The organism is Bacillus sp. GMa5/1 (genome assembly GCF_050172015.1).
Lineage (GTDB): Bacteria > Bacillota > Bacilli > Bacillales > Bacillaceae_G > Bacillus_A > Bacillus_A cereus.
The window spans coordinates 1-22,121 of the sequence record NZ_JBNLYC010000041.1 but is presented as its reverse complement, the minus strand read 5'-3'; the positions used below and the strand labels follow the sequence as shown (position 1 = coordinate 22,121).

The window sequence follows — 22,121 nt, the reverse complement described above, 5'->3', positions numbered from 1 at the left end:
TGTAATTATTGCATAAAATCATGCATAAACTACCGAAAAAATATGGTGGCGTCTCTGTCTTGAGTGAGCGACTAACCAATAGTAAAGTTTTGTACACTCTCTAACCTAACCCTCAACCGAGTTTCTTCTATTATATAGCCGTCAAACAACCTATCACTTTACATCCTCTTCTTCAATCCGTTCCTCAAACGATGCAATGTCCTTATCGATTCCTTCATAGTCAATCTTATTAGTAGCATCCTTAGATTCTACCTCTACCTTATCAACTAACATGCCATTGATCTGTAGTGCTAGCTTAGCCATTGCAGCATTACCATCACGGATAGCAATCTCTGATAATGATTCGATTAACTCTGGTAATCTATCCTGGCTATTACGTACCATCTGTTTCTTTAGCTCTCGTTCAAATAATGGGTCATTACGCCAGTTCTGTATGGACTGTCTAGATACTCCACATATCTTAGCAATCTCATCATTTGTTTTACCGCCCTTATTAGGAAGTGCAAAATAATTAATTGCAGTTAGGTGTTCTGTATTTAATCGTTTAAGCGCCATAATAAAGTGCCTCCTCTATCAAGATTAAGATATAATTTCATGGGTAGAACAGCTGTATCCCTTGTGGTTCTAGGCGTGAACCCTGTTTTTAGTTGTCCGAATAAAGTCGTCTTTTTGACTGATTTGTCCGAATAAAGTCGCTTCAGTTCTCAATGCATTATCAATTAGGCTAATTCTTCATAGTCAATCGATACAATATCTCCCGTACTCAATAAAGATACTTTCTTTTCTCCATCAGAATGATAATGCATTCTAATAAACTTTCGGTCATTAAGAAGGGGTAATAACTCATCTGGTCTTAAAATAGTGGACATGTTCCATTCGTTACCGTTTTTCAAAGTAACAGTCACGACGTTCATAGTTCTCTCTTTCATCCCATCACCTCATTTCTTCACATTAAACATAGCTTGTAATGTCTTATCCGGTTCACAACCCTTCCGATAAAACACATTAGGATTAAATGTGTATCTTTCCGGTTCATTACCAACCTTTATCCTCGCAACTACATAACTTCCATCTATCGTCATTTTAGGTAACCTACGCCCTAACGTATCCGAGTTAATGCCAATTGCTTCCGATAATTCCTTACGATTGAACCAACGTATTTTCTTCGGATCTATTTCAGATGGATTCTCACATAATGCATTCGTATCATAATGAATAAATGGCAACATGCGATAAATCAGTCCAATATCAGTTGCTTTCACTTCACGATAAACACGTCTAATCTTTGCTGTATAAGACTTCACGACGTATCGATTACTAAATACACCGCGAAAGTGATACCGAGGATTTACCGCATATACTCCGTCTTCTTCTGTGATAATCCTGTATTTCATGCATGCCTTAATAAAATCATAAAAGGAACTTCTCTTATGTTTTAATTGCAGTACATTCATCATATCGTTCGTGGTCATTGCTGTTTTATTCGCATTAACTAAGGTGCCACCATCATAACTAACGTAGCACTGTAACAGCATTAAATAACCACATTGCGCAGTAGTTAATACGCTGTAAACTTCATGGAGTGTATCCATATTAGAAGCTGTGAAGTCAGCTTGCCTACCTATTCGGAAGTTATCTAACTCCATCTTCTCTTTATAAGCATCAGATTGCGCGATACTTATCACTTTATGCGATGAACTTGGTACTGAAATTCGTTTTTCACCTGATTCATCTACATAGGAAAAAACACTGCCAAAATAGCGGTGTTCATTGGTCAATTTGCTCATCTTGTTAACACACTCCGTTATAATGGAGTAATTTAGTTCTTAAACTTCAAGTATTTACTTAATTCGTTATATACCTCTTTGTTGTATTTATAGCAACGATAAATGCCTACCTCATGTGTACATCCACATTCAAAAAGCCGTTCTGAATCCGTCCATACTTCCAAATATGTTTTGTTTTCAATGAATATATCAGTTGCCTTTTTAATATCCTTTGTCACTGTTAATAAATCGTCGTATTCCTTATGATCATAAACAACATATATTAATTCCATCTACCACTCACCTCATCGATAAGCTCTTATGCAATTTGTTAACTATCCCTATTTTCATTAGTTGTGTTCATTTGTTTTGTAACATATCGATAATACATGCGAAGGATAATTGACCATATTAAAATTCCGAAGAAGTCTATCCAATTCACTGCCTCATCCCTCGTCTTTCATAGCCTTCAATTGTTCCATTTCTTTTCGCAATGATATTTCGATTTCTCGATCCCTTTCCCGTTCACTTCTCTTTCCTAACCAAGAGCAGAATGCAATTCCGAGTAAAGAACCCACACAACAACCAATTAAGAAATCTAACCAATGCATTTCCTCACCCCTTATCTTTCCTTAACAACAAACAAGACGCCACCCAGATAGCGGAAGCGCCTACGATAATTGCTATTGGTTTAATCAAAAAACGTCCCTTCTGACTCTATCTGCATTTTGTACACACTCAGCATTTTTTTTACCATCTAATAATGTAGTGATTTCAATTTGTTCAGATTCTGCTTGATTTCCATTTAACAATCCGCCTACACTAGCAATAGCATCTCCTAATTCCTCAAATGCTTTCGTACATCCTTCAACTGCTTCCTTCAATCGTTTAAGCTTTATTTCTGCTTCATCAGTATCAACAGAAACTCCGATTTTTAATTTATTTCTAGGACTCTTTACTTCTTCCATCCATTCTCCTCCTAACAAAATGTCCATTTTGTTCAACTTCACGTTTAATGTGTAATTTCTATATAACAAAGAAAAAAGCACCCGTTATGGATGCTTTTTTTAGATAGCTTTGTATAAATCGATAATAGACTTTGAGTATTTTGATACCCAATGTTTATTAGTATCTTCTGTACTGCTAAAGAAGAACTCTTTCCCATTATCGAACTTAATTGTTAATTGTTGTTCATTATATTCATAGTAGTCCTTAACTAGAGATTTAGATACTACTTTACATCTAAATTGCTCGTATTGGTAATTTTCTTTTTCTTTCTTGACAGTTAAATACCCATCATTTAAAAAGAAAATTAGCTCCGTTTCCTTTTCATTCCATACATTTTTAGGATAGAAATATACAATTTCAAATGCATTTTCGTATAATTTTTCCAGTTCCTCTATAACCATTAGATACTCATCAGATTTCTCATCAAAATCTAGTCCGTGAGCAAGTTTCTTAAACCTTTCATATGTCATTCCCATTTTCTCACCACCTCTCCTACTCTATCTATTCGACAAAATAAAAGAATATCCTACAAAACAAAAAGCCATCACCGAAGTGACAGCTTCAAGGGGATGGGAGAAAAGAGAGAAAACAAATGGCAAAAGTTTCTCTTAGATCAAGGCTGAGTACTCTCAACCTTCTCCAAGCCACCGCATCAACTATTATGGCTACACGCCCTGTGTTCGGTGACTGGGAGAAGAGCAAGAGCTTCCATAACCTCTTTCAACCGACGACGTTCAGTAGTTTGCTCCATGCGTAAGAGCTGTCATCGGTTCAAAGAGAGCTAGGGACTCTCTTGTTTATACTCCGTAGAGTCGGTCAATACATCAGCTGTCGCAGGCCCTTAGCTGACCAATATCGAATTATAAAGGATTTATATCCAAGACGTATATGTTTCTTCCGACGCCTTGTTTGAACCAATACACTAGAGGGACGGAAGGGGAATGTTTCCGCTGTATTGGCTCAAACAAAGAGTGGAACTCTTTGCCCTCGTTTCGGTCATTAATAAGAATCGTGAGTAATTACTAATGTACGAGATACGTATACTTTTTAGCTTTTTAGAATGCAAGCGTTACTCACTTAAGAGCAACCACCCCCATTCCATTTTCAAGAACCGACATATTAGAGGGAAATAGACTTATATTTATTATCAACCCAGAGGACGCATTCCGAGCTGATTGATAAATACAATAGAAACAGCATGACGAATGCGAGTTATCTCACACCCGCCACACTGGAATATGTCATTGTTATACATTCATTAGTCTTTTCGTCTTAACGCGGGTTCTTACCGCCGTGCCCGCCCTACTATGCGGTATACGTTACCGTGACATTCTCGCATAAGAACGTTTCACTTATAGGTGTACTAATCCTCTTCGATATGCGGTTGTCAAAGGGCTTGTACATATAATTTATAATTTTTAGCATTTTATTTAGTCCCCCAAAAAGTTCGCGTTTTGTTCGCTGTTTTTAGATTATCCCTAGTGCTGTAGCAATCAATTTAACCGCACTCTGCTTCTTCTCATAGAAATATGTCTTCTTAAGTAATAGATCATGATAAACATCTGAATCTTTTACTCTCTCGTTAGTTAAAAACTTCCGCTCAACGATTTTACGCTCATCCTCATCTAATAAATTGTTAAGTGCTTTCTCTACCTGCTGCACCTTCCATTTACTCGTATTCCTTGAATCACGCAACTCAGGGAATAAACTGATTCCTTCCTGCTCCACATCATTACTAAATCGCATCTTGAGTGCTCTGTATTCCTTTAATACGCTTACTACTTCCTTTTGTACTTTCTTGTCATCTACAGCCGGTAATAATGTTAATTGTCTCTCCATGAAGGAATCCCCCTATTTCTGAATTTGTCTTTTACATTCACATCAGGTACGTGAAATTTTACTATCTCTTTGTTGAATAAGGGAACGATGACTACAATACAGCCCCCACCACACTGTTAGTCATTGTTCCACTATTCATTAACCCTCTACTTCAACCTCTGTCGCATATTCTTCGATTGCATCTGCTAATTCATGCGCATAAGACATATCGTCTGTATGAATTGTTACAACGCCATCACTCGTTTCAATTACAATACCTTGCGATGTTGCTGTTCCAAACGTTTTTATTTTGAATCCACTCATTCTATTCTCCTCCTATATCCAATCAATATAACTAAATTGAGCTGGTCTAGAAAAATATACATCTATAACTCTATCGTTACCCTCAATACGATCCCACACATATATTTTTGTCTTTGTCATTCGTCCAGCTCCTTTATTCTCTAATCCAACCTTTTTGCTTGTCCTTTTTAACTACAACTAATTCCTGTTGGTATCTATGTTCAAACATCTTCTTAAAGTATGGGAAGCGATCATTTGCATAGCCCTTAACATCAATTACTTCCTGCGTTCCATCCTTATAAGTAACAAGGAAATCAGCTGTAAATTTCCAGTCTCTACGCTTCTTCCGCTTTCCCTCTCGTGTAGTAATATAAAACCCTTCAAGGAGCATGTACTGAGGTTGTAGCTCAATCTCAACAACCTCAGGATTGCTCTTTAGGAATAGGTAATATTCCGCTTCTGTTTTACTATCAAACTCAATTCCTAGTGCAACTGTTTTTCTGCTATTAATACGGCCTGTCTTCTTTTTACGTTTAAACAACTAGTAACCTCACTTTCTATTCAAAGGATTATTTTGTTTGAATCTTTTCTAAAGTAACTATTTCTCTCCAGTTAACCCATGCCGCAAAATCACATTTTTCACCATCCATTTCAAAAAACGTTGCAAATATAGATGTAGAGTCAATCGCTTTAACTGTGCACTTATATTTCACTAATCCTTCATCTTCATCAGAAGTTGTAATTTCGTATTTACCTTCTTTTTCAAATTGGTTTAAAACCATATCTTTTACTTTCATTTTCCTCTACCTCCCCTGAATAAAACTCAATATTCCGTCAATACTGTAGATACCATGATAATCTTTTCTCCTTGTTCCCCCTTGGAGAACCAGCCGAGCAGTTAGCTTTTGCTAGCTGCTCTTTTATTTAATTATTTGATACGTTTTACGAACCTTAATAAATTTAAAATTTTGTTCAAAGTTACGGTTTTTAATCATTATAAGAATTGTGTCTTCGCTATCTGCTGTAATAGCTTGTTTTATATCGTTCGTTTCTCCAAATACTCCTAAAAACTTATCGTTTTCAAATTGAATAGCTACTACTATCTCCTCTATATCCATTCCCCTTTTCTACAAAATGAAATTTTTATAATAAACCTTCAATCTTTGCTATTGCTTCAAATATCGGATAGATCTGCCCTGGAACAACCGCGTTACCTAAGCTTCTAAGTCTGTCCACCCCATTGGGAATCCCATTAAAGTTTCGCAATAATTTGGGTTCAAATGAGTCGGATCTGTCTCTGATTTGCGTAATGCTTCTTGTGTGAAACTTCCTTTGTAATGAATACTCCCCTTGTACCTTTTTCTTGAAGCTCCTTTCCATAAACTTGCTGTCGGAGTAGGCAACAACGAATACTCTATCTCTTCTGTGCTCGGCGCCGACGGAGCAAGCTGGTATAATAAACGATTTCCCTTGGTAACCGATACTTTCCAAGTTAAATAACGTTCTGTCGAGCTCCATATTTGCGAAGTTAGCAACGTTTTCACCAACGACCCAAGTGGGTCTGATTTCTTCGATAATCCTAAACATTTCTGGCCAGAGGTCGCGGTCATCTTCCTTGCCTTTTTGCTTCCCGGCAACACTGTAAGGTTGGCAAGGGAATCCTCCTGCCACAACGTCAATTGTTCCAACATCAACACCCCGTTCTACTAATGATTGTTTTGTAAGAGTTCGTATATCTGAAAAGATTGGTACTGTAGGCCAATGCTTATTTAATACTTTTTGATTAAATGGCTCGATCTCACAGAATGCTACTGTCTCAATTCCTGCCCAATCAGCTGCTAAACTTATTCCCCCGATTCCTGAAAAGAGATCGAGCATCTTCATAGTTCATTCTCCTTTTCTAATAAAATAGCGTTTTTGTTCTATTTCACTTCATGGATAATAACCAATACTCTACCTTCCATGTTTTCGCTCCAAGAGTACACGCAACCCGTTTCATCTAATACCGCTTCTAAACGCGGCAATACTTCTTGTACATCCTCTTTCTCAATAATCGCTTTACCTTCACCAGCTAATAATGCATCTAAATATTTTTTTAATTTGTTCATGTTTACTTACCTCCATTTTTTATAAAATAACGCTTTTGTACTATTTCACGCCTTTTCCAAAACATTTAGCGCAAGTAATTTTTATACCTGTTTCGCGTAATCCAAAGCCGAATCTGTCTTCTCTTATTTCATAATCTTTACTGAATACAAATCCTTTTCCGTTACAGGATTTACATTTCCTAACTTTCATTCTTCTTCCCCATTTCCGTACAAAATTCAAATTTTATCTTACTTCACGTCTACACGTTTCTTACTGTCTTCTTCACTAAATCCGTTTGGGAATCGCTTCTTTAACTTATGAATGTTCTTCTCTGCGATCTCATTTAAATCAAGATGGTGCGTTTCTGCTAACGCCGCCAGGTACCAAAGCACATCGCCTAATTCCTTTTCTACTTCGTCTTCATTTAAATTGTGGCCGTGATATACCGCCTTCTTGATATGGTCCGTAACTTCTCCCGCTTCTCCGCATAACCCCATAGCATAGTTTGTAGCGTTCTGCTCGTATGTTCTTCCTGCTGCAAATGTTCTTGTAACTGATGTTTGATATTCTTTAAAATCCATTCCATTACGCTCCTTTTAATGAACTTTCAATTCGTTGCTTACGTGTAATTAAATCCTCTAAATTACCTTCTGTTTTCCTTTTCTCAAGCCCTAACATATTCAAATGTAGTTTCATGTTGCTTATATCTGAATTAACGCTTTCTAATTCCGATTCAAGTTGAATTCTCGTTTCTTTCTTCATGCAATCCCTCCTATAGTCCTAATTCTTTTGCAAATTCGCCAAACTCAAATCCAACCAATTCCTTCCCACTTGGAAACACTGTAACTGGTACACTCATGTAGTTCTTATCTGCTAACCACTCTACATATTCTTTGTTTTCTTCAATATTACGAGTTTCATATTCTACTTCTGCAGCATTTAACGCCCATTTAACTTCTTCGCAGTTCTTGCAATTGTTTTTCGTGTAAACGATGATCTTAGTTGCCATTCTCTCCATCTCCTCTTAACAACCCCGCCAGTTCCTCGCAACTCCCTTCAAATAAGTCGCGCCCGTCGGTTAGCTTGAATATATTCCTCTGAATCAATTGTTCTATTAACCTGTCTTGCTTATTCATGTTGCCTCCTAGCTGATTTGCTGTACTTCTCTACGATTCATTACTGGCTTTGTAGCTGCTTCGTAAGGATTTATTCCTCTTTTAACTCTTTGATAAAAAGTAACGTCCTTAATACCGTTCTTTCTCGCTAGTTCCAGGTGTGCTGCGTATCCTTTAGGTTTAGTTGCCGCTTCATATGGATCCATCCCATTTTTAATTCTTTTGAATAGTGTCGGTTTACTAATCCCATTCCTTTCAGCAAGAGTTATTACTCCGGCGTTGATTCCACCTTTACGCTTTCTGATTGGTACCGTTATAGCGCGTTCTAACTCCCATCCGTACTCATTCACTCGTTGATATACATTCGACTTGCTAATTCCGTTCTTAGCCGCCTTCTCATAATCCTCATCAGTAATAACAGGTCCGTAATACCTCACGATACTTCCTCCTTATATTTCATTGAGCAACGTCTTCCTAGATGACTTACCGGTCTCGTTGCTGCTGTTTCTAAATCTAATTTTTGATGATATATACGTGTGTAAAAGGTGTTACGTTTAATGCCGTTCCTCTTTGCTATCTCTAACCATTCATTCATTGTGTTCATCTTTCTTACTGGTTTTGTAGCAGCTTCTTCATATCCCCAACCTAATTGCAACCTACTATAAAAGGTTGTTTTTGAAATTCCATTCTCAAGAGCTATCTTTGCCCATTTTCCATGTTTACGTTCTTTACATACCCCTAATGGAGCAGTAATCGCTTCTTCTATACTCATCCCCAATTCATTAATTCTTGAGTACACAGTGTAGTAAGATATTCCGTTTGACTCTGCGATTTTTTTCTCTTCTTTCGTGATTACTCCCTCATGAACTGGAATTGTTATCGCTTCTTTTATCGTCCAACCGTTTTTAATTCTGCTGTACAATGTGTGGTAGTTAATTCCGTTGTTTAACGCTTTTTGCAAATTTTCTTCGCTTATCCAACTCGGCATGTTCTCCCTCCTAATCTAGCTCCATAATTTCTTTCAGAGATCGACCTGAGATGTATGTGTTAACAATCTGTATATGTCCATATTTCTTTTTAGCCATTCCCTCGGCTTCGCTCTTTGTCTTCGCTTCAAACCACCGTAACTTTTGCCTTAGGTCTTTATCGAAGAAATCCACAGCGTAAGTAGGGATTCCCGGCGGCTTCGCTAAGAATTGTTCGGCCGTGCTCTTTGCGGTGTAATCAAAACTCCCTACAACATCCTCTAGTGTTAGCTGTTTCATGCCCCTAACCCCATTGGACGCTTATTAATTCTTTGCTTATCACCCTGGTCCATAATAAGAACTGCAATTTCCATTTCATGGCGTCCCATTTCTTTAGCTATTTCAGCAAGGGATTTATTTTCTCTCCACAACGTTTTCATGTGATTCACTTCTTTATCGCTAAATACAAGATCGTACTTCTCAAGAGGTATATATAATTTTTGTCTTTCTTTTTTCATGTACTTTTTTGTCTGTTGCGAAATCGTATAATTCTCAAGCTGTTCTGCCGTTTCGAACTTCCCCATCCCATTTCCCCTCCATTTGCAATTGATGAATTGCTCTTAATCTCGCCATAACGGCATGACGCTTTCTATCCACTTCCTCAGGTGTTTCGTTTGCTGCTTCGCAAATACATGGCCCAAACTGATACATACCCGTTCCGATGTCGTTCTGAATTACTCCCGTTCCTTTACATGCACACATCTTAATTCCCCCTTTTAAAATGGCAATGCCTTTCTTCTGTAATCCTTCGTTTCTTTGAAAGTGATCGTTCTAAAATTATTAAGAATTCGTGATACAATCCGTTCATCGTATGCGTCGTCTAAACGCTTCCCTGTGAGGTTTGTTGTGAAGATAGTGGATTTACCTTGCCTGCCATCAAAAACATCGAATAACACTCTATTAATGAAGTTCGTTGCTTTTGTATTGGCATCTAGCGCGCCTAACTCCGCTCCTAAATCATCAACTATTAAAACTTCTGCTCTAACTAAACTTCTTATAATTGCATCTTCAGTTAATGTTGAATCTTTACTGAATGTACTTTTTATCTTCCGTAACAACTCACCGACTGTAACGAAGACAACTGACCTCCCTGCTCCTGCAAGCTGATCTGCGATAGCATAAGCGAGATGTGTTTTCCCTGCCCCGCAATTCCCGGCCATAATCGTGTTGAAAATCTTTCCGTTAAGATAATCAGTTGCGATGACCTTTGCGAGTTCAAGGTTCTTTGCTCCTTCATCGCTAGTAGGTTGGTAATTATCAAAGTTAGCTTTCTTAATGTTGCTATCTGCAATCATACTTTGTTGATGGAACATGAATTTCTTCTCGTTTGCTTTATCTGCATCGTATTTCGCTTGCTCCTGCTGCTGAAGCTTCTTACTTTCGTTTTCAAGGAAGCATCGAGGGCAAACAACTTGTCCACCGAACTTCATCTTATTCATGCCGTGCATATCGCATACATCAGAATCCATAGTCATATTCACCTTTTTGGCTATATCGGTTGGTATTGCTGCCGCCGCTCTCTGCATTGTTCTTCGCTCCCTTTTTAGATTTCATCTGAATTGTAAGTTGATCAAACTTCTCACGTAGCTTTTTAGGAGATAAGATATTCCCTTGCCAAAAAGGATCTGCTTGGCACCAATCAATAACATCTTTAATCTCTTGTGGTTCCCTGTTATCACGTTCTCGCATTAATCTAAATTCATTTGCCCAATTATCGAAGTTAGGCTCTTTTTGTTTAGGGTTGTTACCCTTAATTTTTTCAAAGAGATACTTAGCCCCGTTGGTGTCGCAAGTTTCAAACTTGTGACGAGAAGTCTTTTTTTCTTTTTCTTTTTCTTTTTCTTTTTCTTTTTCTTTTTGTCCCCGTATCGTGGACGTATCGTGTGACGTATCGTCAAGACCCGCATAAACACTGACTTTTTGTACTAATGAGGTGTTTTCTGTTCGTTCTAACACCAGTCTTACTAACGATGAATCTTTAATACTTTTAAGCTCCTTTTTTATGCAATCCTCAATTGGCTTCCCACCTTTGTTAAGGTTGTATTTCCCCCAGTTAAGTATGCAAATCTCTCTTGTTTCTTCGTTATAAACAATAAGTTCATGATGATTTATAAAACGATCTAACAAAGCTTTTGCACTTTCGATTGAGTAACCTAATTCGAAAGCCATTTGCTTTCTAGTTATCTGATAAACTCCGATTTGGTTAGTATGTTCATTTGTCATTAGGTAGAGATAAAAGTATCTATCTTCTGGTGTCATTTCCTCTGAAACTCTTGCATCTGACCAAAATGAAGTTTGTACATGTCTGTATTTAGCCATTTAGTTCACCTTCTTCATCCAACATTCGTAGCTGACATTATCCACGTATCCGATTGTTCTAAATTCATGTTTCCCTTGAAAACTTCTACCGCTTTGTTCATAAAACTTACCGTTCTTATATATCGGCTTAATTGGTGTTAAGAAATCAAAACCTCTTTCAATCAAATCATTTGTAGCTTGTATCATTTCTATTTGCGTTTGTCTTCTCACAGGTATCTTAAACATCAACCATCACTCCGTTCGCAGATAGCAAATCCTTTCGATACTTTCAGGACCCTATAACCTGGGTAGCGTTTTGGATTTATATATTTCAGTACATTTTGTTTTACTTCGTCTGTTGATTTGGCATCCTTCCAGCACCAAGCTGGAAGGAGCACTTTGCTTTGTTTTTCAATCATTGTTCAAATACAATTTCTGATTGTTCTTGGCTTGTTGTCTCTTCATTTGTCTCTTCCGCTTCAATAAACTCTGGTTCTGCTGTAATGTCCTTTCGAACTACTTCGTCATGCTGTGCTTGCGTTTGAACCTCGATACTGATTGGTAAGTATTTAAACATTGATCTCACAACTGTTTTCTTTGCCATTTCTTCATAATCACTTTTCCAAGGGCCAAAATCTTTTGATTTAGAACGACCTCGGCGCTTTTCAATCTCGCTTTCTGGCATAAATTCCATTTGATATCCGCCATCTTTGAAATGAGCTACTGCATATGCCCCAATGAACTTCCCTCTATCTCCAAACGAAGGTTTATGTGTCAATTTAGGATGTAACCCTAATTCGTATTCGAACTCATCATTCTCGTAAACCGCATGAGCATAAATGCTTTGGATGTGACCGGAACGTCTTGCTAAATCAATCATTCCTTTATATCCGATGATGAATTGAACTTCCTTAACCCACTGAGGATTCTGTTTTGTACCTACGTTTTTGTTAAATGGAAGCAAGTAGCAATGACCAAGTAACCCTGGTTCTAATCCAAGCTGTACCGCTTGCATCACAGCTCCCATAAGAGAAGGAACAGTACATTCTAATAGCGTTGGGTTAGTTCGAATTGTTGTAAGTGCTATACGGCTCATACGGTCCATATCCATGTGCTTTGGCAGTACTTCAGCCATTCTTGGACCCATTTTCTTCATATAAGCTTCAACTGTTTGCTCAGGGCTAGCTGGTTTATTTTCAGTACGGTTTGCTAATTGATTTTTAATAGATTCATTGTTTGCCATCGTTCATTTCCTCCCTATTTAACTGTGAACTTTCTGCTTTTAGATTCTTTTGTATACCGTTTGTACAATTCCGGTTGTTCTTCTTTTAAACGCTTGCTATCAATCCGATTAGAAATCTGTGTTTTCCAAGAAACCTTATAATTTTCTGTTTTACCAATCTCATTTGAGCCAAGTTTTGCTTTAATCTTGTTTTCGTACTCTGTTTTTTGTTCTTCTAATGCTTTAATTTCTTTATCTACCTGATCACGAGCTTCTATTAATATCTCGACCTCATTTCCTAACTCAACTTCACTATCCTCAACCGAATCCGGATACATTTCTTTAAGTAATGTAGATGATGCTTCCGAACCATCAAACATTGGAGGGATACCCTTCTCAACGTGGTTCAACCAGAAGTCTTTTTCAATATCGATTAGGTACTGAATGATTTCTTCATCACGTTCAATCTTTTTATAGATGAATTTGTTGCCACCAATTAATACTGCAATCCACCATGCTTTATAACCTGTAACTGCCATATAGTGTTGGCACTGTAGAAGATAAGAAGCTGGAATTTCTTCACCTTCCCACTCTTTTTTTAGGTATTCAGAAGCGGTTTTACACTCAAGTCCTATTTTTTCACCAACAACTAGCCTATCCACATTTGCTAGCATCCAAGGGTATTCAGGATGTTGTAAGATTGCGTCGCATGTTCTAACCTTCAAATTAGTACGTTTACTGAATTCCTCTGCTACAATTTCTTCTAAGACGTTTCCAAAGTAAGCTGCTTCGCTTGGTAATTGATCTTTAACCGTTTCACTTGTTTTGTCGTAGTAAACTCCAATTGGAGAACTCCATTTATTTAACCCTGCAATAGCTGCTGCATCAGAACCGCCAATACCAGATTTTCTAGCTTCTAACCATTGTTCATGGGCCATATCTTCAGTTGTAATAAGTACATTTGCCTCCATCTTATTCACCCGCTACTTTCGTAATTGAATGCTCAACTACATACTCTTCAACACATTCTGTTGAGTTATGGATGTAATCTCCTTCAAAATCCAAGTACTCTTCACCTATATAGATCTCTTGAGAACACCCTTCGCAATTTCCAATAGAATCATTCGCTGATGAATCTTGAGCATTTCCGATTAACATTCCGTTTTCAACCATTTCCACATTCCTCCACTCAGTAGTTATTTACTTAGAAGAAATGACCGTGTTATAATAGAGGTACAAATATTGAGTCATTTCTTCAAAAGAGTCGATTATTAGGCGTAGTCGGCTCTTTTTATTTTGTTTTGATGCTCTCGCGCATCGGAATATCCAGGAACCTGTTTATTAGGTGGGGGATACCGTTAAATTCCTGAATATTCCGACAAGCAAGAGCTTGTCCTATTTAGCTAAAGTAATAAACTCTTTATGCATTTCCTCAACCTTATCTGCGCTGTTATGTATCTCTCTAGCTCTTAAATCCTTTATGATCCATGTTAGTTTCTTGTGTTCGTATTCATCACGCTGCTGTTTATCCATCAATTTTCATCCTTCATAATCCGTTTGTTTATGAATTCCATAAGTTGAATGAAACCTGCAAGGCCGATAACTGCCACCAGTATCATTAAATGTGAGAATGTACTTTCTTCCATCATTTATTCCTCCTCGCGTTCCCAAATAATGTTTAAAGCAGTTTCAATTAACCCTTCTAAGTACTCGGTTCTATTCATGATGCTAGGAAATGATCCATGTGAATTAGTGAGTGTTGCTGGGTAACGATCTCTAACATCTGTAAAAGCCGATTCTAAAATATCGATAGCTTCTTTTAATTGACTCATGCTGTAGCACTTCCTTTGTTGAGAAGCTTGTCCGCTACACGAACCGCATCTTCTAATTGATTTGTCATTGATAAGTACTGCGGTCTTGTTAAGTCTTTCAAACCATGTTTTTCTTTGTAATTTGTGATTTTCAATTTTAAATTCGTTTTATATGCAGTGTTGAACGCTTCCGTGAAGGCTTTCCATGCGTTTGATATAGGCATTCTTTCTTGATGTGCATATCGTCTAATCATTTTGTTTAATCGTTGTTGTAAGTCACCGATAGTATCGATTCTGTCGTAATTATCTAATCGATGTTGTACGGTTGTTACTTGCTGCTGTAATTGAGACATTCGTCTTTCGCTTTCCATATTTTGTTGAGCTAACATGTAGATCAACTCAGCTGGTGACTTCGCTTGTTGTTGACGGAATCTCTTTTCTACTTCAATGAAGTATTTTCTGATTGCTCGTCCAGCTTCGTTATTTTGTACCATCGCTACTTCTTTAGCTGTATCTAATGTGAGCCAATATTCCACCTTAGGTCGCCCATTTGTTTTTTCCGAAACTGGAAAAAAGTCTTCTCTTTCGATGAAACCGTATTTTTCGATACGATCTTGTATCCATGCAGCAAAAACTTTACCAACCAACATCTGCTCATGTAACTCACGAGCGTTTACAAATTTTTCACCATTCTCATTTTGATAAACTGGAAGCATTTCATTTGCGATAACTTTTAATTGATTCATTTTCTTTCCTCCTTATTAGTTTACCATAGGTAAACATATCTTTAAAAAAATTTGACTACCTATAGTTAACCTATTTCTAAAAGTTCATCTGTTGATACCTTATATAACTTTGATAATCTCCCTAGTTTTTCAAGGCTAGGCTGTCTATATCCAAGTTCCATTTGGCAGTAAGACCCTTTTGTACATTCTAGGTGTTTAGCTACTTCTTCTTGACTATAACCTAGTTGCAAACGTATCTGTTTAGCCCTTTGCGTATTTAATTTCGCCATGTTAATCACCTTTATTCGTTTCGTTAATTTGATTATATAACAACGTTTACCTAAAGTAAACATATAATTTAAAAAAAATCATAAAATAAAAATAAAAGTTGTCTTTGAGTAAACTTTTCTGTTACATTTTATATGTAGGAACTACTTTTAGTAGTCCAATTAAAGGGGAGTTTTAATATGATGGAAAACATTATTGGTATTCGCGTAAAAGAAATCAGGAATAGCTTAGCTATGAGTCAGCAAAGTTTCGCTGATGCTATTGAAGTTAGTAAAGGAATGGTATCCTTAATTGAATCAGGTAAGAAAAAACCTTCTAGAGAAACTGTATCTAAGATTTCAAACTTAGGAAATGTATCTGCGGACTATGTGATGGGACTTTCTGATTATAAAAACCTAAATGAAAGCCAGTCATCCGAGGTTAAAACAGAATTGCACGATATGATCAGCAAAATAGAAAAACTTGATGAAGATAAACAAAAACTAATATTGAACATGATTAAAGGTGCGGTAAACAGTTTAGACGATTGATGGCGATATTCAGCTAACAATCGTCTATTTTTTATTTACTCTTCTGATTGGAATTGGTTCATTTGCTCTATGATTGTATTTAATGCTGAAATCGCCCCTTGATCCCCACTCTTTGCTGCGCTAATTAACAATTCCAACTCTGTATACTTCTCCATCCTAAAAACCCCCTGTTTCTCCATAGTAGTTTGTGAATCCTTCACATAGTTTCGGTTTTTGTTTTTTTTTATAAAAACCGAACTTCCCCTGAAAGCACGAAATGCGACCATCCTTTTCAGGACAATCGCATTCGAATATCTATTATTAAATTTTACCAGCCGCCACCGCCTGGTTCGTTTGAATACATAATTACATTTTCGTAGCTTGTCGCTTCTTGCTTCGGCTCTTCAACTTTTTTGTCAGCTGAGAAAGCGAATACTCCAGCAATTGCTAAGATCGGTAAAAGCATTAAAATCTTTTTCAATAAATTCACCTCTTCCTATAAGATTATTATACCATTTTTTCAATTATAGCCCAAGTATAATTTAGGTAAATTTGCATAAAAAAGGCTCTTCTTTTCTAGAAACATTTTGTGTGATTTTTCTAATAAATATTTATCATTTATAGCTAATCCCATATAACAAGTTTGGAATTCGTTTAATGAACCGCTTTCTTTTTCGATCTCTAACAAATACATTTTTGCTTTTTCTTTGTTCCCTTTTTGTAATTCTAAATATACATGTCCATCTTTATCTAGCCCAGAATAAACATCTTGAATGTCACGATAATGATGGATTTTCAAAAAGATTAAAGTGTTATTAACTTTTTGTATTTTTCTTTTTATATCTTCGTTATCTTTGAATTTTCCATCATTCAACATAGACAGTGCACATTCCAAGTACTTTTTAGACCTTCTATAATCTTCGAATATATACGATTCTCCTAAGTTATAAAACGCATTAGCTTTTTGGATTGCAAAATTAGGATTTTTGTCACAAATCTTAAAAAGTTCCATAGAGTTTTTGCGTGCATTTTCAATTTCATTTTGCATTAAATATGTTACACACATACCTTCTTTTATTCGAACTAAATAGCTATTGCGGATGAACTTGTTTGAGATTTTAAGCGCTTTTTTCTCTACACGAACTATTCGTTTGAATAACAATTTATATTCTTTCATTTGGTAAAGCGTTTGACATAGTAATATTTCGATAAAAATTTTCATTTCTTTAGATGATACTTCACTCTTTTTACTATCTAAATCATCATAAAACGTGTAAGGATCATACTTTGTTTCATCATCTTGTTTATCTCTACAATGTTCGTAAATTATTTGATAAACACTTGCCCATTCTCTATTGAGTTCTGTTGGTGATGTTAATTCATCTGCAATTAACTCTTTTAAAGAATCGAATTCTCGGCGGAACGCTGCATACTCCAAAGCCTCCCTTTTATTTTCTGGTTTGGCGTATGACAGATAGTCGAAAATCATATCATTTTTAATCTCCGGAGCTGGTTGCTCATATAACCTCATAATAATTTTCACTAAATAAATAAAACTAATTTCAGTGTGGCCGTTAAGGATGTCGGATAAAGTACTTTTAGCAATTCCGATGTACTTCGCTAACTCTTCTCTGGTAATTTTCGAAGCAAATAGATCATCTGAAATTTTTCTTATCAATCCATTCATTACTTGAATTTTATCTTCCTCAAACGTTAAGTCATGCACTATGTTTTGCCCCCTTGTTGGACAAAAAAGACACGTTACCCTAGATTTCTTACATTTACAGGAAAACGTGTCACTATATCTAGGTTGTGTGTTATAATTATGTATGAGACTTATGACAAGTGTTTTCCCTAGGCGTATTAGGGAGGACGGTGTAAGAGTGCGACCAACACTACTTGCACAGTCATGGGTCTTTTTTACGTCCGTTTATTTTATTATTTTCATAATATCACATTTTTTCCAAAATTCAGTCGTGCGGTTATCAGAAAATTGTTGAGAAAGTTTTATAATCGCTATATACCAACGTTTCTCAATTGACATAAAAATAAATATGCAATGTTGCATTAAGACCTCATATGCATATTTTACCACCAAACAAACATTTGTTCTATACATATTTATCAAGGTTGTAAAAATACCTTAATTGTTTTTAAAAGTCAGAGTATCGACCAATTATGGTATAGTAATAAGGCGATTATTATACTCAAACTATGAAAACTACAGTCGGACAAAACATTAAACAGTTAAGAAAGTCTTTTGATTTAACGCAAGAACAATTGTCTGAAAGAACGGGTTTATCACGCGGCCAAATCAAAAACTGGGAAACTGATCGTCATGAACCTGATCTTGAAAGTTTAAAGGTACTTGCGTCTTTTTTTAACACCACCACAGATGCTCTTCTTGACTTCGAGAACAGGAAAGAAGATGCGCTATTAGGTTTGTTATTCAATGACATCCAACGAGCTTATGAGGAGCTAGACGGACGTCAGCAAGGTCGTTTTGCAAAACAAGTTTCATTGTACGTGAAAATGTTGCAAAACAACAAGGATATACTGTGATTTGATTTCATTGTAGAAGAAATCTTTTCCAAAGAAAAGAGGTAAAATTTTACATAATTTTACCAATCCTACCAAGAGAGCCATTCGGTTCTCTTTTTTTATTTCTATTCGACAAAATATGACAATATAGTTATAACTCAATTTGTTATGCTTTCTATAAATCTTACATTTTACGTAAGGAGGGTGCTATATTATGGGGTTTAAATTTCGTAGAAGCGTTAAAATCGCTCCTGGTGTAAAGATAAATTTGAGTAACAAAGGCGCCGGAGTCAGTGTAGGTGGCAAAGAAGCTCGTGTATCTGTTGGACCATCTGGGACTAGATTCACTTCGTCAATTCCAGGAACGGGATTATCATATGAGAAAAGACTCAGTAATAAAAATAAAAACATGGGAACTCAACAATATTCACAAGCGCAGCCTACATTACAACCAACAACTTATGAAGTAAATACTTTTCAATCTAAAGATAATAAAATAAATACTGGTGCTAGAAAGTTGATGAAACCATTTTTCATAATTTCAATAATTGCTAGTGTTATTTCGGCGCTATTACTACCACCTATTTACGCTATAGTTTTCGTCATATACAGTTTCTTTTGTTATAAAAATTTTAAAGTACCACATTCAGCGGTATGTCCTGGCTGTAATAAGGAAAATACGATGTTATTCAAACGTAAAAAGATTAAATGTCTCAAGTGTAGAAGCACGCTAATAATTAAAAATAATTAAGATCGGATTGATAAACTTATGAGTAAAAAACTATTAACAGCATTAGCATGTAGCGCATTACTTATGGGATTGGCAGCATGCACATCTAACGAAACAGCAAGTACTTCTAATGATTCTAAAGCTGAAGAGAAAGCACAAAAAGAGGCGGAGAAAGCTCAGAAAGCTGAAGAAAAAGAGCGAGTAAAAAAGGAAAAGGAAGAAAAAAAGGAAGCTGAAAAGGCAAAGAAAGAACAAGAGAAGAAGGAAAAAGAGGAAGCCAAGAAAGAAAAGGGCTTAGAGGATAAATTGAATAAAGTAGTAAATAAAAAGTTCGGTAAGGATAAAGTGGAATCCATCCAGATCAATGACAATCTTGGTACTGATGAACCTAATGATAAAATTGTATTAGTTACTGCTGAAGCGAAAGAAAGTGCAACGCAAAACTACACTAGAAAAGGTATGTGGATTGACACTATATATATCTTAAAAGATTTGAAGGACGAAAAAGAAATTAGTGAAATTACGTTCTTCTATAAGTACCCACTAGTCGATGCGTACGGAAACGAGAAAAAAGATAATGTCATGAAGCTCCAATTCAATCGTGATACACTAGATAAGATTAATTACTCTAATTTATTACATGATAATCTCCCTAAAATAGCTAATCAATACTGGGAACATCCTGCTTTAACTAAGAAGTAATCTGCACTCGAAAGAGTGCTTTTATTATTTTAATTTTGGAGGTCAATATGACAAATACAGAACAATACTTAAAACGGAAAACATCAGGGCTTCACACACCTGCTGTAACTGAAATAAAGAGTTTAGCTGAGTATATAGATTTATTCTCGAGTGGGAAATTTACAAATTATTTATTTAGGGGAGAGCCAACCAATTATGATGAAACCCTATCTTCAGGTTTAAGAAATATAACACAACCTGGTCATAGACCTGAACATGGAGTCAAAAACGGAAATACATTTCTTAATATGCAAAAAGAATTTAAAAGAGAAGTTTGGCATAAATTAACTCCCGATGAACGTACACATTTTTCAGCTTTTTCCCAACATCATGGGATTCCGACGAATCTCATCGATATAACTACATCACCATTAGTAGCACTCTATTTCGCATGTCAAGATTATAAAAACCCGAATAATACAAATGAAGTGCAGCTTGATGAAGAAAAAGGAATTGTCTATTTATTTAAAGATCAATTTGTTGACATTACAAATATTTTAACAAAATTTGAAGACGTAAATATATTAGAACTTTTTGCTACTTTTGAAAATGACATGTTCTTAGATATGTATAGTTTATTTTATAAATTTAAAAGCGAACACCCTAAAGAATTTTATAAATACTTCAAAAAACTATATATTGATTTTTATGCGTTATTAAAGTCTCCCCCTTTATCTATTCCTTTAATAGATGTAAATAAGTTCCCTCCTTTCGATGAAGGTAGATATGAACTTAAATTCTTTGAAAATTGGACAGACTTACTAAAATTCGATACGCAACTATTAAATTTCGATAAAGAGATAAAAAAACTTTCTTATTCGGTATTTATCTACACTGCATATCTACAAATAATATTAGCAAATATGCATTATAATCCACAGGCAGTGGACAAGAACGCATGTCTAAATGTATTTCCTAACTTTAAATATGCTCCTATATTAACGTTTGAACGGGGACGAAACCAACAAGGTTTATTTATATACCAAAATTATCTTCAGAGTGATCAATATACAGAAAACCCTTATATTGAAGGGATACAAAAGATTGTGCCTGATAAAGTAATTGTCATTAACAACAAAGAAAAGATTCTTGAGGAACTTAATTTTATAGGGATTAATGGGAAATTTATTTATGGGGATTATGACAATATAGCAAAATACATAACAAAAAGGTATCAATAAAATGTAGATTTAAACAACATTTCTCAATGTGCGAAAAAACTAAACATGATAAAATAATAATTGGATTGGCGTCAAATACATATTATTAAAAGTAAAGTGGTTCAAGTCGGAGGAAGGCACCTTAGGGTGTCTTTTCTTTATAAAAAAATACCCACACAATGTGCAAGTATTCTCACTAAAATCTTTAATTTTCGCTCTATTCAACTAAGACTACAATAAAGCTCCATTATCCCTTAAATTGCTCATAATTTCCGGATTATCATTTTCTACACTATAAAAATATACTTCATCCATGTAATTCTCGATATCCCATTCTTTTATACTCCATTCAATCGTTGTAATGAGTATAACTTTTTTCGAATTTGTACTCTTCAATTCATCAAGAAATTTTTCATATCTTTTTGCATTACCTAAAACTGTTTGAACAGGATAAAATAAAGTAAATGTATTTTCATTACCTCTCGGATTAGATTGCGTATGATTTACATAGCTATTTATATTAACAAGCATTCTCCCTAATTTATAATTAGTTGTTGATTTTACAGTATGGGGTAACATCTTTTTATTAAAAGCCATATTAATATGATCTGCTATATCAGACATATCACTCGTTCTTATAATCCCTTTACTAAATTCACGATTCAAACACCCCAAAATAACCTTTAATTTAGCATCACAATCATAACCTCTTACTAATAAATATTTTTTGGATTCATCTTGTAAAAAGTTAGTGATACTATCTATAGCCTTGTTTTTATCTAACATTTCAATTCCCCCTTAAAACCATTTTATAATAAAACAGAAAATAAGAATAATTGTTCTTTTACATTTGAAATTTCACGTACTATATCCAATATGTAAAACACAATACAAAAGAAAAATAATAATCTTACTACTAATTAACTCCATATACCTACTTTAAACTGTATATTCATTACTGTCGTTACCCAAA

At 35.6% G+C, this 22,121-nt stretch carries 43 protein-coding genes; 5 read left to right on the top strand and 38 right to left on the bottom strand.

Annotated features, from left to right (window positions below; translation table 11 throughout):
* Window positions 1-153: 153 nt before the first annotated feature.
* The 34 genes from ACQGSG_RS12695 to ACQGSG_RS12530 all read right to left on the bottom strand — a co-directional run bounded on the left by ACQGSG_RS12695 (window position 154) and on the right by ACQGSG_RS12530 (window position 15,469).
* On the bottom strand, window positions 154-555 hold the full coding sequence (locus ACQGSG_RS12695) for a hypothetical protein (RefSeq protein ID WP_426947440.1): 402 nt from the start codon (window positions 553-555) through the stop codon (window positions 154-156).
* Window positions 556-719: 164 nt separating this feature from the next.
* Complete coding sequence (locus ACQGSG_RS12690) at window positions 720-929, bottom strand: hypothetical protein (RefSeq protein ID WP_426947439.1); 210 nt, start codon at window positions 927-929, stop codon at window positions 720-722.
* A gap of 9 nt (window positions 930-938) precedes the next feature.
* Entirely contained in the window at window positions 939-1,787 is an 849-nt protein-coding gene (locus ACQGSG_RS12685) for a hypothetical protein (protein ID WP_426947438.1), read from the bottom strand.
* Between the two features lie 32 nt (window positions 1,788-1,819).
* Window positions 1,820-2,059, bottom strand: a complete 240-nt coding sequence (locus ACQGSG_RS12680) for a hypothetical protein (protein WP_426947436.1) — start codon at window positions 2,057-2,059, stop codon at window positions 1,820-1,822.
* 153 nt (window positions 2,060-2,212) lie between these two features.
* On the bottom strand, window positions 2,213-2,377 hold the full coding sequence (locus tag ACQGSG_RS12675) for a hypothetical protein (protein WP_426947434.1): 165 nt from the start codon (window positions 2,375-2,377) through the stop codon (window positions 2,213-2,215).
* Window positions 2,378-2,461: 84 nt separating this feature from the next.
* On the bottom strand, window positions 2,462-2,734 hold the full coding sequence (locus tag ACQGSG_RS12670; protein ID WP_426947432.1) for a hypothetical protein: 273 nt from the start codon (window positions 2,732-2,734) through the stop codon (window positions 2,462-2,464).
* A gap of 99 nt (window positions 2,735-2,833) precedes the next feature.
* Window positions 2,834-3,250, bottom strand: a complete 417-nt coding sequence (locus ACQGSG_RS12665; protein ID WP_325842383.1) for a hypothetical protein — start codon at window positions 3,248-3,250, stop codon at window positions 2,834-2,836.
* 991 nt (window positions 3,251-4,241) lie between these two features.
* Window positions 4,242-4,613, bottom strand: coding sequence for an ArpU family phage packaging/lysis transcriptional regulator (locus ACQGSG_RS12660; protein ID WP_061457990.1), 372 nt, complete (start codon window positions 4,611-4,613; stop codon window positions 4,242-4,244).
* A gap of 138 nt (window positions 4,614-4,751) precedes the next feature.
* Window positions 4,752-4,916 carry a hypothetical protein gene (locus tag ACQGSG_RS12655; RefSeq protein ID WP_426947430.1) on the bottom strand — a complete coding sequence of 55 codons (165 nt, stop codon included), beginning with the start codon at window positions 4,914-4,916 and terminating at the stop codon, window positions 4,752-4,754.
* Between the two features lie 133 nt (window positions 4,917-5,049).
* On the bottom strand, window positions 5,050-5,436 hold the full coding sequence (locus ACQGSG_RS12650) for a DUF1064 domain-containing protein (RefSeq protein ID WP_000476434.1): 387 nt from the start codon (window positions 5,434-5,436) through the stop codon (window positions 5,050-5,052).
* Between the two features lie 28 nt (window positions 5,437-5,464).
* Complete coding sequence (locus tag ACQGSG_RS12645; RefSeq protein WP_426947429.1) at window positions 5,465-5,692, bottom strand: hypothetical protein; 228 nt, start codon at window positions 5,690-5,692, stop codon at window positions 5,465-5,467.
* A 123-nt stretch (window positions 5,693-5,815) separates the two neighbouring features.
* Window positions 5,816-6,013 carry a hypothetical protein gene (locus tag ACQGSG_RS12640; RefSeq protein ID WP_426947427.1) on the bottom strand — a complete coding sequence of 66 codons (198 nt, stop codon included), beginning with the start codon at window positions 6,011-6,013 and terminating at the stop codon, window positions 5,816-5,818.
* A gap of 25 nt (window positions 6,014-6,038) precedes the next feature.
* Window positions 6,039-6,779, bottom strand: a complete 741-nt coding sequence (locus ACQGSG_RS12635) for a DNA cytosine methyltransferase (RefSeq protein WP_426947425.1) — start codon at window positions 6,777-6,779, stop codon at window positions 6,039-6,041.
* Between the two features lie 38 nt (window positions 6,780-6,817).
* Entirely contained in the window at window positions 6,818-7,003 is a 186-nt protein-coding gene (locus ACQGSG_RS12630; protein WP_426947423.1) for a calcium ABC transporter ATPase, read from the bottom strand.
* A 40-nt stretch (window positions 7,004-7,043) separates the two neighbouring features.
* Window positions 7,044-7,193 carry a hypothetical protein gene (locus ACQGSG_RS12625; protein WP_426947422.1) on the bottom strand — a complete coding sequence of 50 codons (150 nt, stop codon included), beginning with the start codon at window positions 7,191-7,193 and terminating at the stop codon, window positions 7,044-7,046.
* A 38-nt stretch (window positions 7,194-7,231) separates the two neighbouring features.
* Window positions 7,232-7,564 carry a nucleoside triphosphate pyrophosphohydrolase family protein gene (locus tag ACQGSG_RS12620; protein ID WP_426947420.1) on the bottom strand — a complete coding sequence of 111 codons (333 nt, stop codon included), beginning with the start codon at window positions 7,562-7,564 and terminating at the stop codon, window positions 7,232-7,234.
* A 4-nt stretch (window positions 7,565-7,568) separates the two neighbouring features.
* Complete coding sequence (locus ACQGSG_RS12615) at window positions 7,569-7,745, bottom strand: hypothetical protein (protein ID WP_426947418.1); 177 nt, start codon at window positions 7,743-7,745, stop codon at window positions 7,569-7,571.
* Window positions 7,746-7,755: 10 nt separating this feature from the next.
* Window positions 7,756-7,992 (bottom strand): glutaredoxin family protein, encoded by a 237-nt coding sequence (locus tag ACQGSG_RS12610; RefSeq protein WP_426947416.1) that lies wholly within the window; start codon window positions 7,990-7,992, stop codon window positions 7,756-7,758.
* Complete coding sequence (locus ACQGSG_RS12605; RefSeq protein WP_426947414.1) at window positions 7,982-8,119, bottom strand: Fur-regulated basic protein FbpA; 138 nt, start codon at window positions 8,117-8,119, stop codon at window positions 7,982-7,984. Before ACQGSG_RS12605 ends, ACQGSG_RS12610 begins: the two co-directional genes overlap by 11 nt.
* 8 nt (window positions 8,120-8,127) lie before the next feature.
* A complete protein-coding gene (locus ACQGSG_RS12600) occupies window positions 8,128-8,535 on the bottom strand; it encodes a hypothetical protein (protein ID WP_426947413.1) in 408 nt (135 codons plus the stop codon).
* Window positions 8,532-9,086, bottom strand: coding sequence for a nucleoside permease (locus ACQGSG_RS12595; protein WP_426947412.1), 555 nt, complete (start codon window positions 9,084-9,086; stop codon window positions 8,532-8,534). The genes ACQGSG_RS12600 and ACQGSG_RS12595 overlap by 4 nt, the downstream gene beginning before the upstream one ends.
* 10 nt (window positions 9,087-9,096) lie before the next feature.
* The gene (locus ACQGSG_RS12590; protein WP_426947410.1) at window positions 9,097-9,363 is read right to left on the bottom strand and encodes a hypothetical protein; all 267 of its coding nucleotides are present in this window, start codon (window positions 9,361-9,363) and stop codon (window positions 9,097-9,099) included.
* Window positions 9,360-9,647: a helix-turn-helix domain-containing protein gene (locus ACQGSG_RS12585; RefSeq protein ID WP_153594250.1), complete on the bottom strand. Its 288-nt coding sequence runs from the start codon at window positions 9,645-9,647 to the stop codon at window positions 9,360-9,362. The genes ACQGSG_RS12590 and ACQGSG_RS12585 overlap by 4 nt, the downstream gene beginning before the upstream one ends.
* Window positions 9,616-9,825, bottom strand: coding sequence for a hypothetical protein (locus ACQGSG_RS12580; RefSeq protein WP_426947408.1), 210 nt, complete (start codon window positions 9,823-9,825; stop codon window positions 9,616-9,618). Before ACQGSG_RS12580 ends, ACQGSG_RS12585 begins: the two co-directional genes overlap by 32 nt.
* A 14-nt stretch (window positions 9,826-9,839) precedes the next feature.
* On the bottom strand, window positions 9,840-10,598 hold the full coding sequence (locus tag ACQGSG_RS12575; protein WP_426947465.1) for an ATP-binding protein: 759 nt from the start codon (window positions 10,596-10,598) through the stop codon (window positions 9,840-9,842).
* Window positions 10,582-11,442, bottom strand: a complete 861-nt coding sequence (locus tag ACQGSG_RS12570; protein WP_426947406.1) for a hypothetical protein — start codon at window positions 11,440-11,442, stop codon at window positions 10,582-10,584. The genes ACQGSG_RS12575 and ACQGSG_RS12570 overlap by 17 nt, the downstream gene beginning before the upstream one ends.
* Window positions 11,443-11,667 (bottom strand): hypothetical protein, encoded by a 225-nt coding sequence (locus ACQGSG_RS12565; RefSeq protein ID WP_200730696.1) that lies wholly within the window; start codon window positions 11,665-11,667, stop codon window positions 11,443-11,445.
* Window positions 11,668-11,836: 169 nt separating this feature from the next.
* Window positions 11,837-12,664 carry a recombination protein RecT gene (gene recT, locus ACQGSG_RS12560; RefSeq protein ID WP_426947404.1) on the bottom strand — a complete coding sequence of 276 codons (828 nt, stop codon included), beginning with the start codon at window positions 12,662-12,664 and terminating at the stop codon, window positions 11,837-11,839.
* Between the two features lie 14 nt (window positions 12,665-12,678).
* Window positions 12,679-13,614 carry a YqaJ viral recombinase family protein gene (locus ACQGSG_RS12555; protein WP_426947403.1) on the bottom strand — a complete coding sequence of 312 codons (936 nt, stop codon included), beginning with the start codon at window positions 13,612-13,614 and terminating at the stop codon, window positions 12,679-12,681.
* A gap of 1 nt (window position 13,615) precedes the next feature.
* Complete coding sequence (locus ACQGSG_RS12550) at window positions 13,616-13,816, bottom strand: hypothetical protein (protein WP_426947402.1); 201 nt, start codon at window positions 13,814-13,816, stop codon at window positions 13,616-13,618.
* Window positions 13,817-14,038: 222 nt separating this feature from the next.
* On the bottom strand, window positions 14,039-14,176 hold the full coding sequence (locus ACQGSG_RS12545) for a hypothetical protein (protein WP_426947400.1): 138 nt from the start codon (window positions 14,174-14,176) through the stop codon (window positions 14,039-14,041).
* Between the two features lie 116 nt (window positions 14,177-14,292).
* Entirely contained in the window at window positions 14,293-14,475 is a 183-nt protein-coding gene (locus ACQGSG_RS12540) for a hypothetical protein (protein ID WP_426947398.1), read from the bottom strand.
* Entirely contained in the window at window positions 14,472-15,200 is a 729-nt protein-coding gene (locus ACQGSG_RS12535) for an antA/AntB antirepressor family protein (RefSeq protein ID WP_426947396.1), read from the bottom strand. Before ACQGSG_RS12535 ends, ACQGSG_RS12540 begins: the two co-directional genes overlap by 4 nt.
* A 65-nt stretch (window positions 15,201-15,265) precedes the next feature.
* Window positions 15,266-15,469 carry a helix-turn-helix domain-containing protein gene (locus ACQGSG_RS12530; RefSeq protein WP_426947395.1) on the bottom strand — a complete coding sequence of 68 codons (204 nt, stop codon included), beginning with the start codon at window positions 15,467-15,469 and terminating at the stop codon, window positions 15,266-15,268.
* A gap of 177 nt (window positions 15,470-15,646) precedes the next feature.
* Here ACQGSG_RS12530 and ACQGSG_RS12525 point away from each other — a divergent pair, with 177 nt between their 5' ends.
* Window positions 15,647-15,997 carry a helix-turn-helix domain-containing protein gene (locus tag ACQGSG_RS12525; protein WP_193408964.1) on the top strand — a complete coding sequence of 117 codons (351 nt, stop codon included), beginning with the start codon at window positions 15,647-15,649 and terminating at the stop codon, window positions 15,995-15,997.
* A 35-nt stretch (window positions 15,998-16,032) separates the two neighbouring features.
* Here the strand turns inward: ACQGSG_RS12525 and ACQGSG_RS12520 are convergent, their stop codons facing one another.
* The 3 genes from ACQGSG_RS12520 to ACQGSG_RS12510 form a co-directional block, all read right to left on the bottom strand.
* The gene (locus ACQGSG_RS12520) at window positions 16,033-16,152 is read right to left on the bottom strand and encodes a DNA polymerase III subunit delta' (RefSeq protein ID WP_426947393.1); all 120 of its coding nucleotides are present in this window, start codon (window positions 16,150-16,152) and stop codon (window positions 16,033-16,035) included.
* Window positions 16,153-16,304: 152 nt separating this feature from the next.
* The gene (locus ACQGSG_RS12515; protein WP_426947468.1) at window positions 16,305-16,457 is read right to left on the bottom strand and encodes a hypothetical protein; all 153 of its coding nucleotides are present in this window, start codon (window positions 16,455-16,457) and stop codon (window positions 16,305-16,307) included.
* Window positions 16,458-16,496: 39 nt separating this feature from the next.
* Window positions 16,497-17,702 carry an AimR family lysis-lysogeny pheromone receptor gene (locus ACQGSG_RS12510; protein ID WP_426947391.1) on the bottom strand — a complete coding sequence of 402 codons (1,206 nt, stop codon included), beginning with the start codon at window positions 17,700-17,702 and terminating at the stop codon, window positions 16,497-16,499.
* A gap of 488 nt (window positions 17,703-18,190) precedes the next feature.
* Here ACQGSG_RS12510 and ACQGSG_RS12505 point away from each other — a divergent pair, with 488 nt between their 5' ends.
* From ACQGSG_RS12505 to ACQGSG_RS12490, 4 genes are all read left to right on the top strand, one after another.
* Window positions 18,191-18,538 carry a helix-turn-helix transcriptional regulator gene (locus ACQGSG_RS12505; RefSeq protein WP_246963850.1) on the top strand — a complete coding sequence of 116 codons (348 nt, stop codon included), beginning with the start codon at window positions 18,191-18,193 and terminating at the stop codon, window positions 18,536-18,538.
* Window positions 18,539-18,731: 193 nt separating this feature from the next.
* Window positions 18,732-19,268 carry a DUF4236 domain-containing protein gene (locus tag ACQGSG_RS12500; RefSeq protein WP_426947389.1) on the top strand — a complete coding sequence of 179 codons (537 nt, stop codon included), beginning with the start codon at window positions 18,732-18,734 and terminating at the stop codon, window positions 19,266-19,268.
* Between the two features lie 18 nt (window positions 19,269-19,286).
* Window positions 19,287-19,949, top strand: a complete 663-nt coding sequence (locus tag ACQGSG_RS12495) for a hypothetical protein (RefSeq protein ID WP_426947387.1) — start codon at window positions 19,287-19,289, stop codon at window positions 19,947-19,949.
* Window positions 19,950-19,996: 47 nt separating this feature from the next.
* Window positions 19,997-21,169 (top strand): FRG domain-containing protein, encoded by a 1,173-nt coding sequence (locus tag ACQGSG_RS12490; protein WP_426947386.1) that lies wholly within the window; start codon window positions 19,997-19,999, stop codon window positions 21,167-21,169.
* A 210-nt stretch (window positions 21,170-21,379) separates the two neighbouring features.
* Here ACQGSG_RS12490 and ACQGSG_RS12485 read toward each other — a convergent pair whose 3' ends face one another.
* On the bottom strand, window positions 21,380-21,934 hold the full coding sequence (locus ACQGSG_RS12485) for a hypothetical protein (protein WP_061685753.1): 555 nt from the start codon (window positions 21,932-21,934) through the stop codon (window positions 21,380-21,382).
* Between the last annotated feature and the right edge of the window lie 187 nt (window positions 21,935-22,121).

Bases quoted from the DNA above. Each gene is read 5' to 3' on its own strand.
- ACQGSG_RS12690 (WP_426947439.1), bottom strand. From the start codon at position 929: ATGAAAGAGAGAACTATGAACGTCGTGACTGTTACTTTGAAAAACGGT.
- ACQGSG_RS12565 (WP_200730696.1), bottom strand. From the start codon at position 11,667: ATGTTTAAGATACCTGTGAGAAGACAAACGCAAATAGAAATGATACAA.
- ACQGSG_RS12505 (WP_246963850.1), top strand. From the start codon at position 18,191: ATGAAAACTACAGTCGGACAAAACATTAAACAGTTAAGAAAGTCTTTT.
- ACQGSG_RS12655 (WP_426947430.1), bottom strand. From the start codon at position 4,916: ATGAGTGGATTCAAAATAAAAACGTTTGGAACAGCAACATCGCAAGGT.
- ACQGSG_RS12675 (WP_426947434.1), bottom strand. From the start codon at position 2,377: ATGCATTGGTTAGATTTCTTAATTGGTTGTTGTGTGGGTTCTTTACTC.
- ACQGSG_RS12555 (WP_426947403.1), bottom strand. From the start codon at position 13,614: ATGGAGGCAAATGTACTTATTACAACTGAAGATATGGCCCATGAACAA.
- ACQGSG_RS12570 (WP_426947406.1), bottom strand. From the start codon at position 11,442: ATGGCTAAATACAGACATGTACAAACTTCATTTTGGTCAGATGCAAGA.
- ACQGSG_RS12520 (WP_426947393.1), bottom strand. From the start codon at position 16,152: ATGGAGAAGTATACAGAGTTGGAATTGTTAATTAGCGCAGCAAAGAGT.
- ACQGSG_RS12595 (WP_426947412.1), bottom strand. From the start codon at position 9,086: ATGCCGAGTTGGATAAGCGAAGAAAATTTGCAAAAAGCGTTAAACAAC.
- recT (WP_426947404.1), bottom strand. From the start codon at position 12,664: ATGGCAAACAATGAATCTATTAAAAATCAATTAGCAAACCGTACTGAA.
- ACQGSG_RS12575 (WP_426947465.1), bottom strand. From the start codon at position 10,598: ATGACTATGGATTCTGATGTATGCGATATGCACGGCATGAATAAGATG.
- ACQGSG_RS12540 (WP_426947398.1), bottom strand. From the start codon at position 14,475: ATGAGTCAATTAAAAGAAGCTATCGATATTTTAGAATCGGCTTTTACA.
- ACQGSG_RS12640 (WP_426947427.1), bottom strand. From the start codon at position 6,013: ATGGATATAGAGGAGATAGTAGTAGCTATTCAATTTGAAAACGATAAG.
- ACQGSG_RS12590 (WP_426947410.1), bottom strand. From the start codon at position 9,363: ATGAAACAGCTAACACTAGAGGATGTTGTAGGGAGTTTTGATTACACC.
- ACQGSG_RS12585 (WP_153594250.1), bottom strand. From the start codon at position 9,647: ATGGGGAAGTTCGAAACGGCAGAACAGCTTGAGAATTATACGATTTCG.
- ACQGSG_RS12495 (WP_426947387.1), top strand. From the start codon at position 19,287: ATGAGTAAAAAACTATTAACAGCATTAGCATGTAGCGCATTACTTATG.
- ACQGSG_RS12615 (WP_426947418.1), bottom strand. From the start codon at position 7,745: ATGAAGAAAGAAACGAGAATTCAACTTGAATCGGAATTAGAAAGCGTT.
- ACQGSG_RS12670 (WP_426947432.1), bottom strand. From the start codon at position 2,734: ATGGAAGAAGTAAAGAGTCCTAGAAATAAATTAAAAATCGGAGTTTCT.
- ACQGSG_RS12660 (WP_061457990.1), bottom strand. From the start codon at position 4,613: ATGGAGAGACAATTAACATTATTACCGGCTGTAGATGACAAGAAAGTA.
- ACQGSG_RS12545 (WP_426947400.1), bottom strand. From the start codon at position 14,176: ATGGATAAACAGCAGCGTGATGAATACGAACACAAGAAACTAACATGG.
- ACQGSG_RS12630 (WP_426947423.1), bottom strand. From the start codon at position 7,003: ATGAACAAATTAAAAAAATATTTAGATGCATTATTAGCTGGTGAAGGT.
- ACQGSG_RS12550 (WP_426947402.1), bottom strand. From the start codon at position 13,816: ATGGTTGAAAACGGAATGTTAATCGGAAATGCTCAAGATTCATCAGCG.
- ACQGSG_RS12535 (WP_426947396.1), bottom strand. From the start codon at position 15,200: ATGAATCAATTAAAAGTTATCGCAAATGAAATGCTTCCAGTTTATCAA.
- ACQGSG_RS12485 (WP_061685753.1), bottom strand. From the start codon at position 21,934: ATGTTAGATAAAAACAAGGCTATAGATAGTATCACTAACTTTTTACAA.
- ACQGSG_RS12580 (WP_426947408.1), bottom strand. From the start codon at position 9,825: ATGTGTGCATGTAAAGGAACGGGAGTAATTCAGAACGACATCGGAACG.
- ACQGSG_RS12685 (WP_426947438.1), bottom strand. From the start codon at position 1,787: ATGAGCAAATTGACCAATGAACACCGCTATTTTGGCAGTGTTTTTTCC.
- ACQGSG_RS12605 (WP_426947414.1), bottom strand. From the start codon at position 8,119: ATGAATAAGCAAGACAGGTTAATAGAACAATTGATTCAGAGGAATATA.
- ACQGSG_RS12525 (WP_193408964.1), top strand. From the start codon at position 15,647: ATGATGGAAAACATTATTGGTATTCGCGTAAAAGAAATCAGGAATAGC.
- ACQGSG_RS12610 (WP_426947416.1), bottom strand. From the start codon at position 7,992: ATGGCAACTAAGATCATCGTTTACACGAAAAACAATTGCAAGAACTGC.
- ACQGSG_RS12490 (WP_426947386.1), top strand. From the start codon at position 19,997: ATGACAAATACAGAACAATACTTAAAACGGAAAACATCAGGGCTTCAC.
- ACQGSG_RS12530 (WP_426947395.1), bottom strand. From the start codon at position 15,469: ATGGCGAAATTAAATACGCAAAGGGCTAAACAGATACGTTTGCAACTA.
- ACQGSG_RS12665 (WP_325842383.1), bottom strand. From the start codon at position 3,250: ATGGGAATGACATATGAAAGGTTTAAGAAACTTGCTCACGGACTAGAT.
- ACQGSG_RS12645 (WP_426947429.1), bottom strand. From the start codon at position 5,692: ATGAAAGTAAAAGATATGGTTTTAAACCAATTTGAAAAAGAAGGTAAA.
- ACQGSG_RS12620 (WP_426947420.1), bottom strand. From the start codon at position 7,564: ATGGATTTTAAAGAATATCAAACATCAGTTACAAGAACATTTGCAGCA.
- ACQGSG_RS12695 (WP_426947440.1), bottom strand. From the start codon at position 555: ATGGCGCTTAAACGATTAAATACAGAACACCTAACTGCAATTAATTAT.
- ACQGSG_RS12625 (WP_426947422.1), bottom strand. From the start codon at position 7,193: ATGAAAGTTAGGAAATGTAAATCCTGTAACGGAAAAGGATTTGTATTC.
- ACQGSG_RS12635 (WP_426947425.1), bottom strand. From the start codon at position 6,779: ATGAAGATGCTCGATCTCTTTTCAGGAATCGGGGGAATAAGTTTAGCA.
- ACQGSG_RS12500 (WP_426947389.1), top strand. From the start codon at position 18,732: ATGGGGTTTAAATTTCGTAGAAGCGTTAAAATCGCTCCTGGTGTAAAG.
- ACQGSG_RS12680 (WP_426947436.1), bottom strand. From the start codon at position 2,059: ATGGAATTAATATATGTTGTTTATGATCATAAGGAATACGACGATTTA.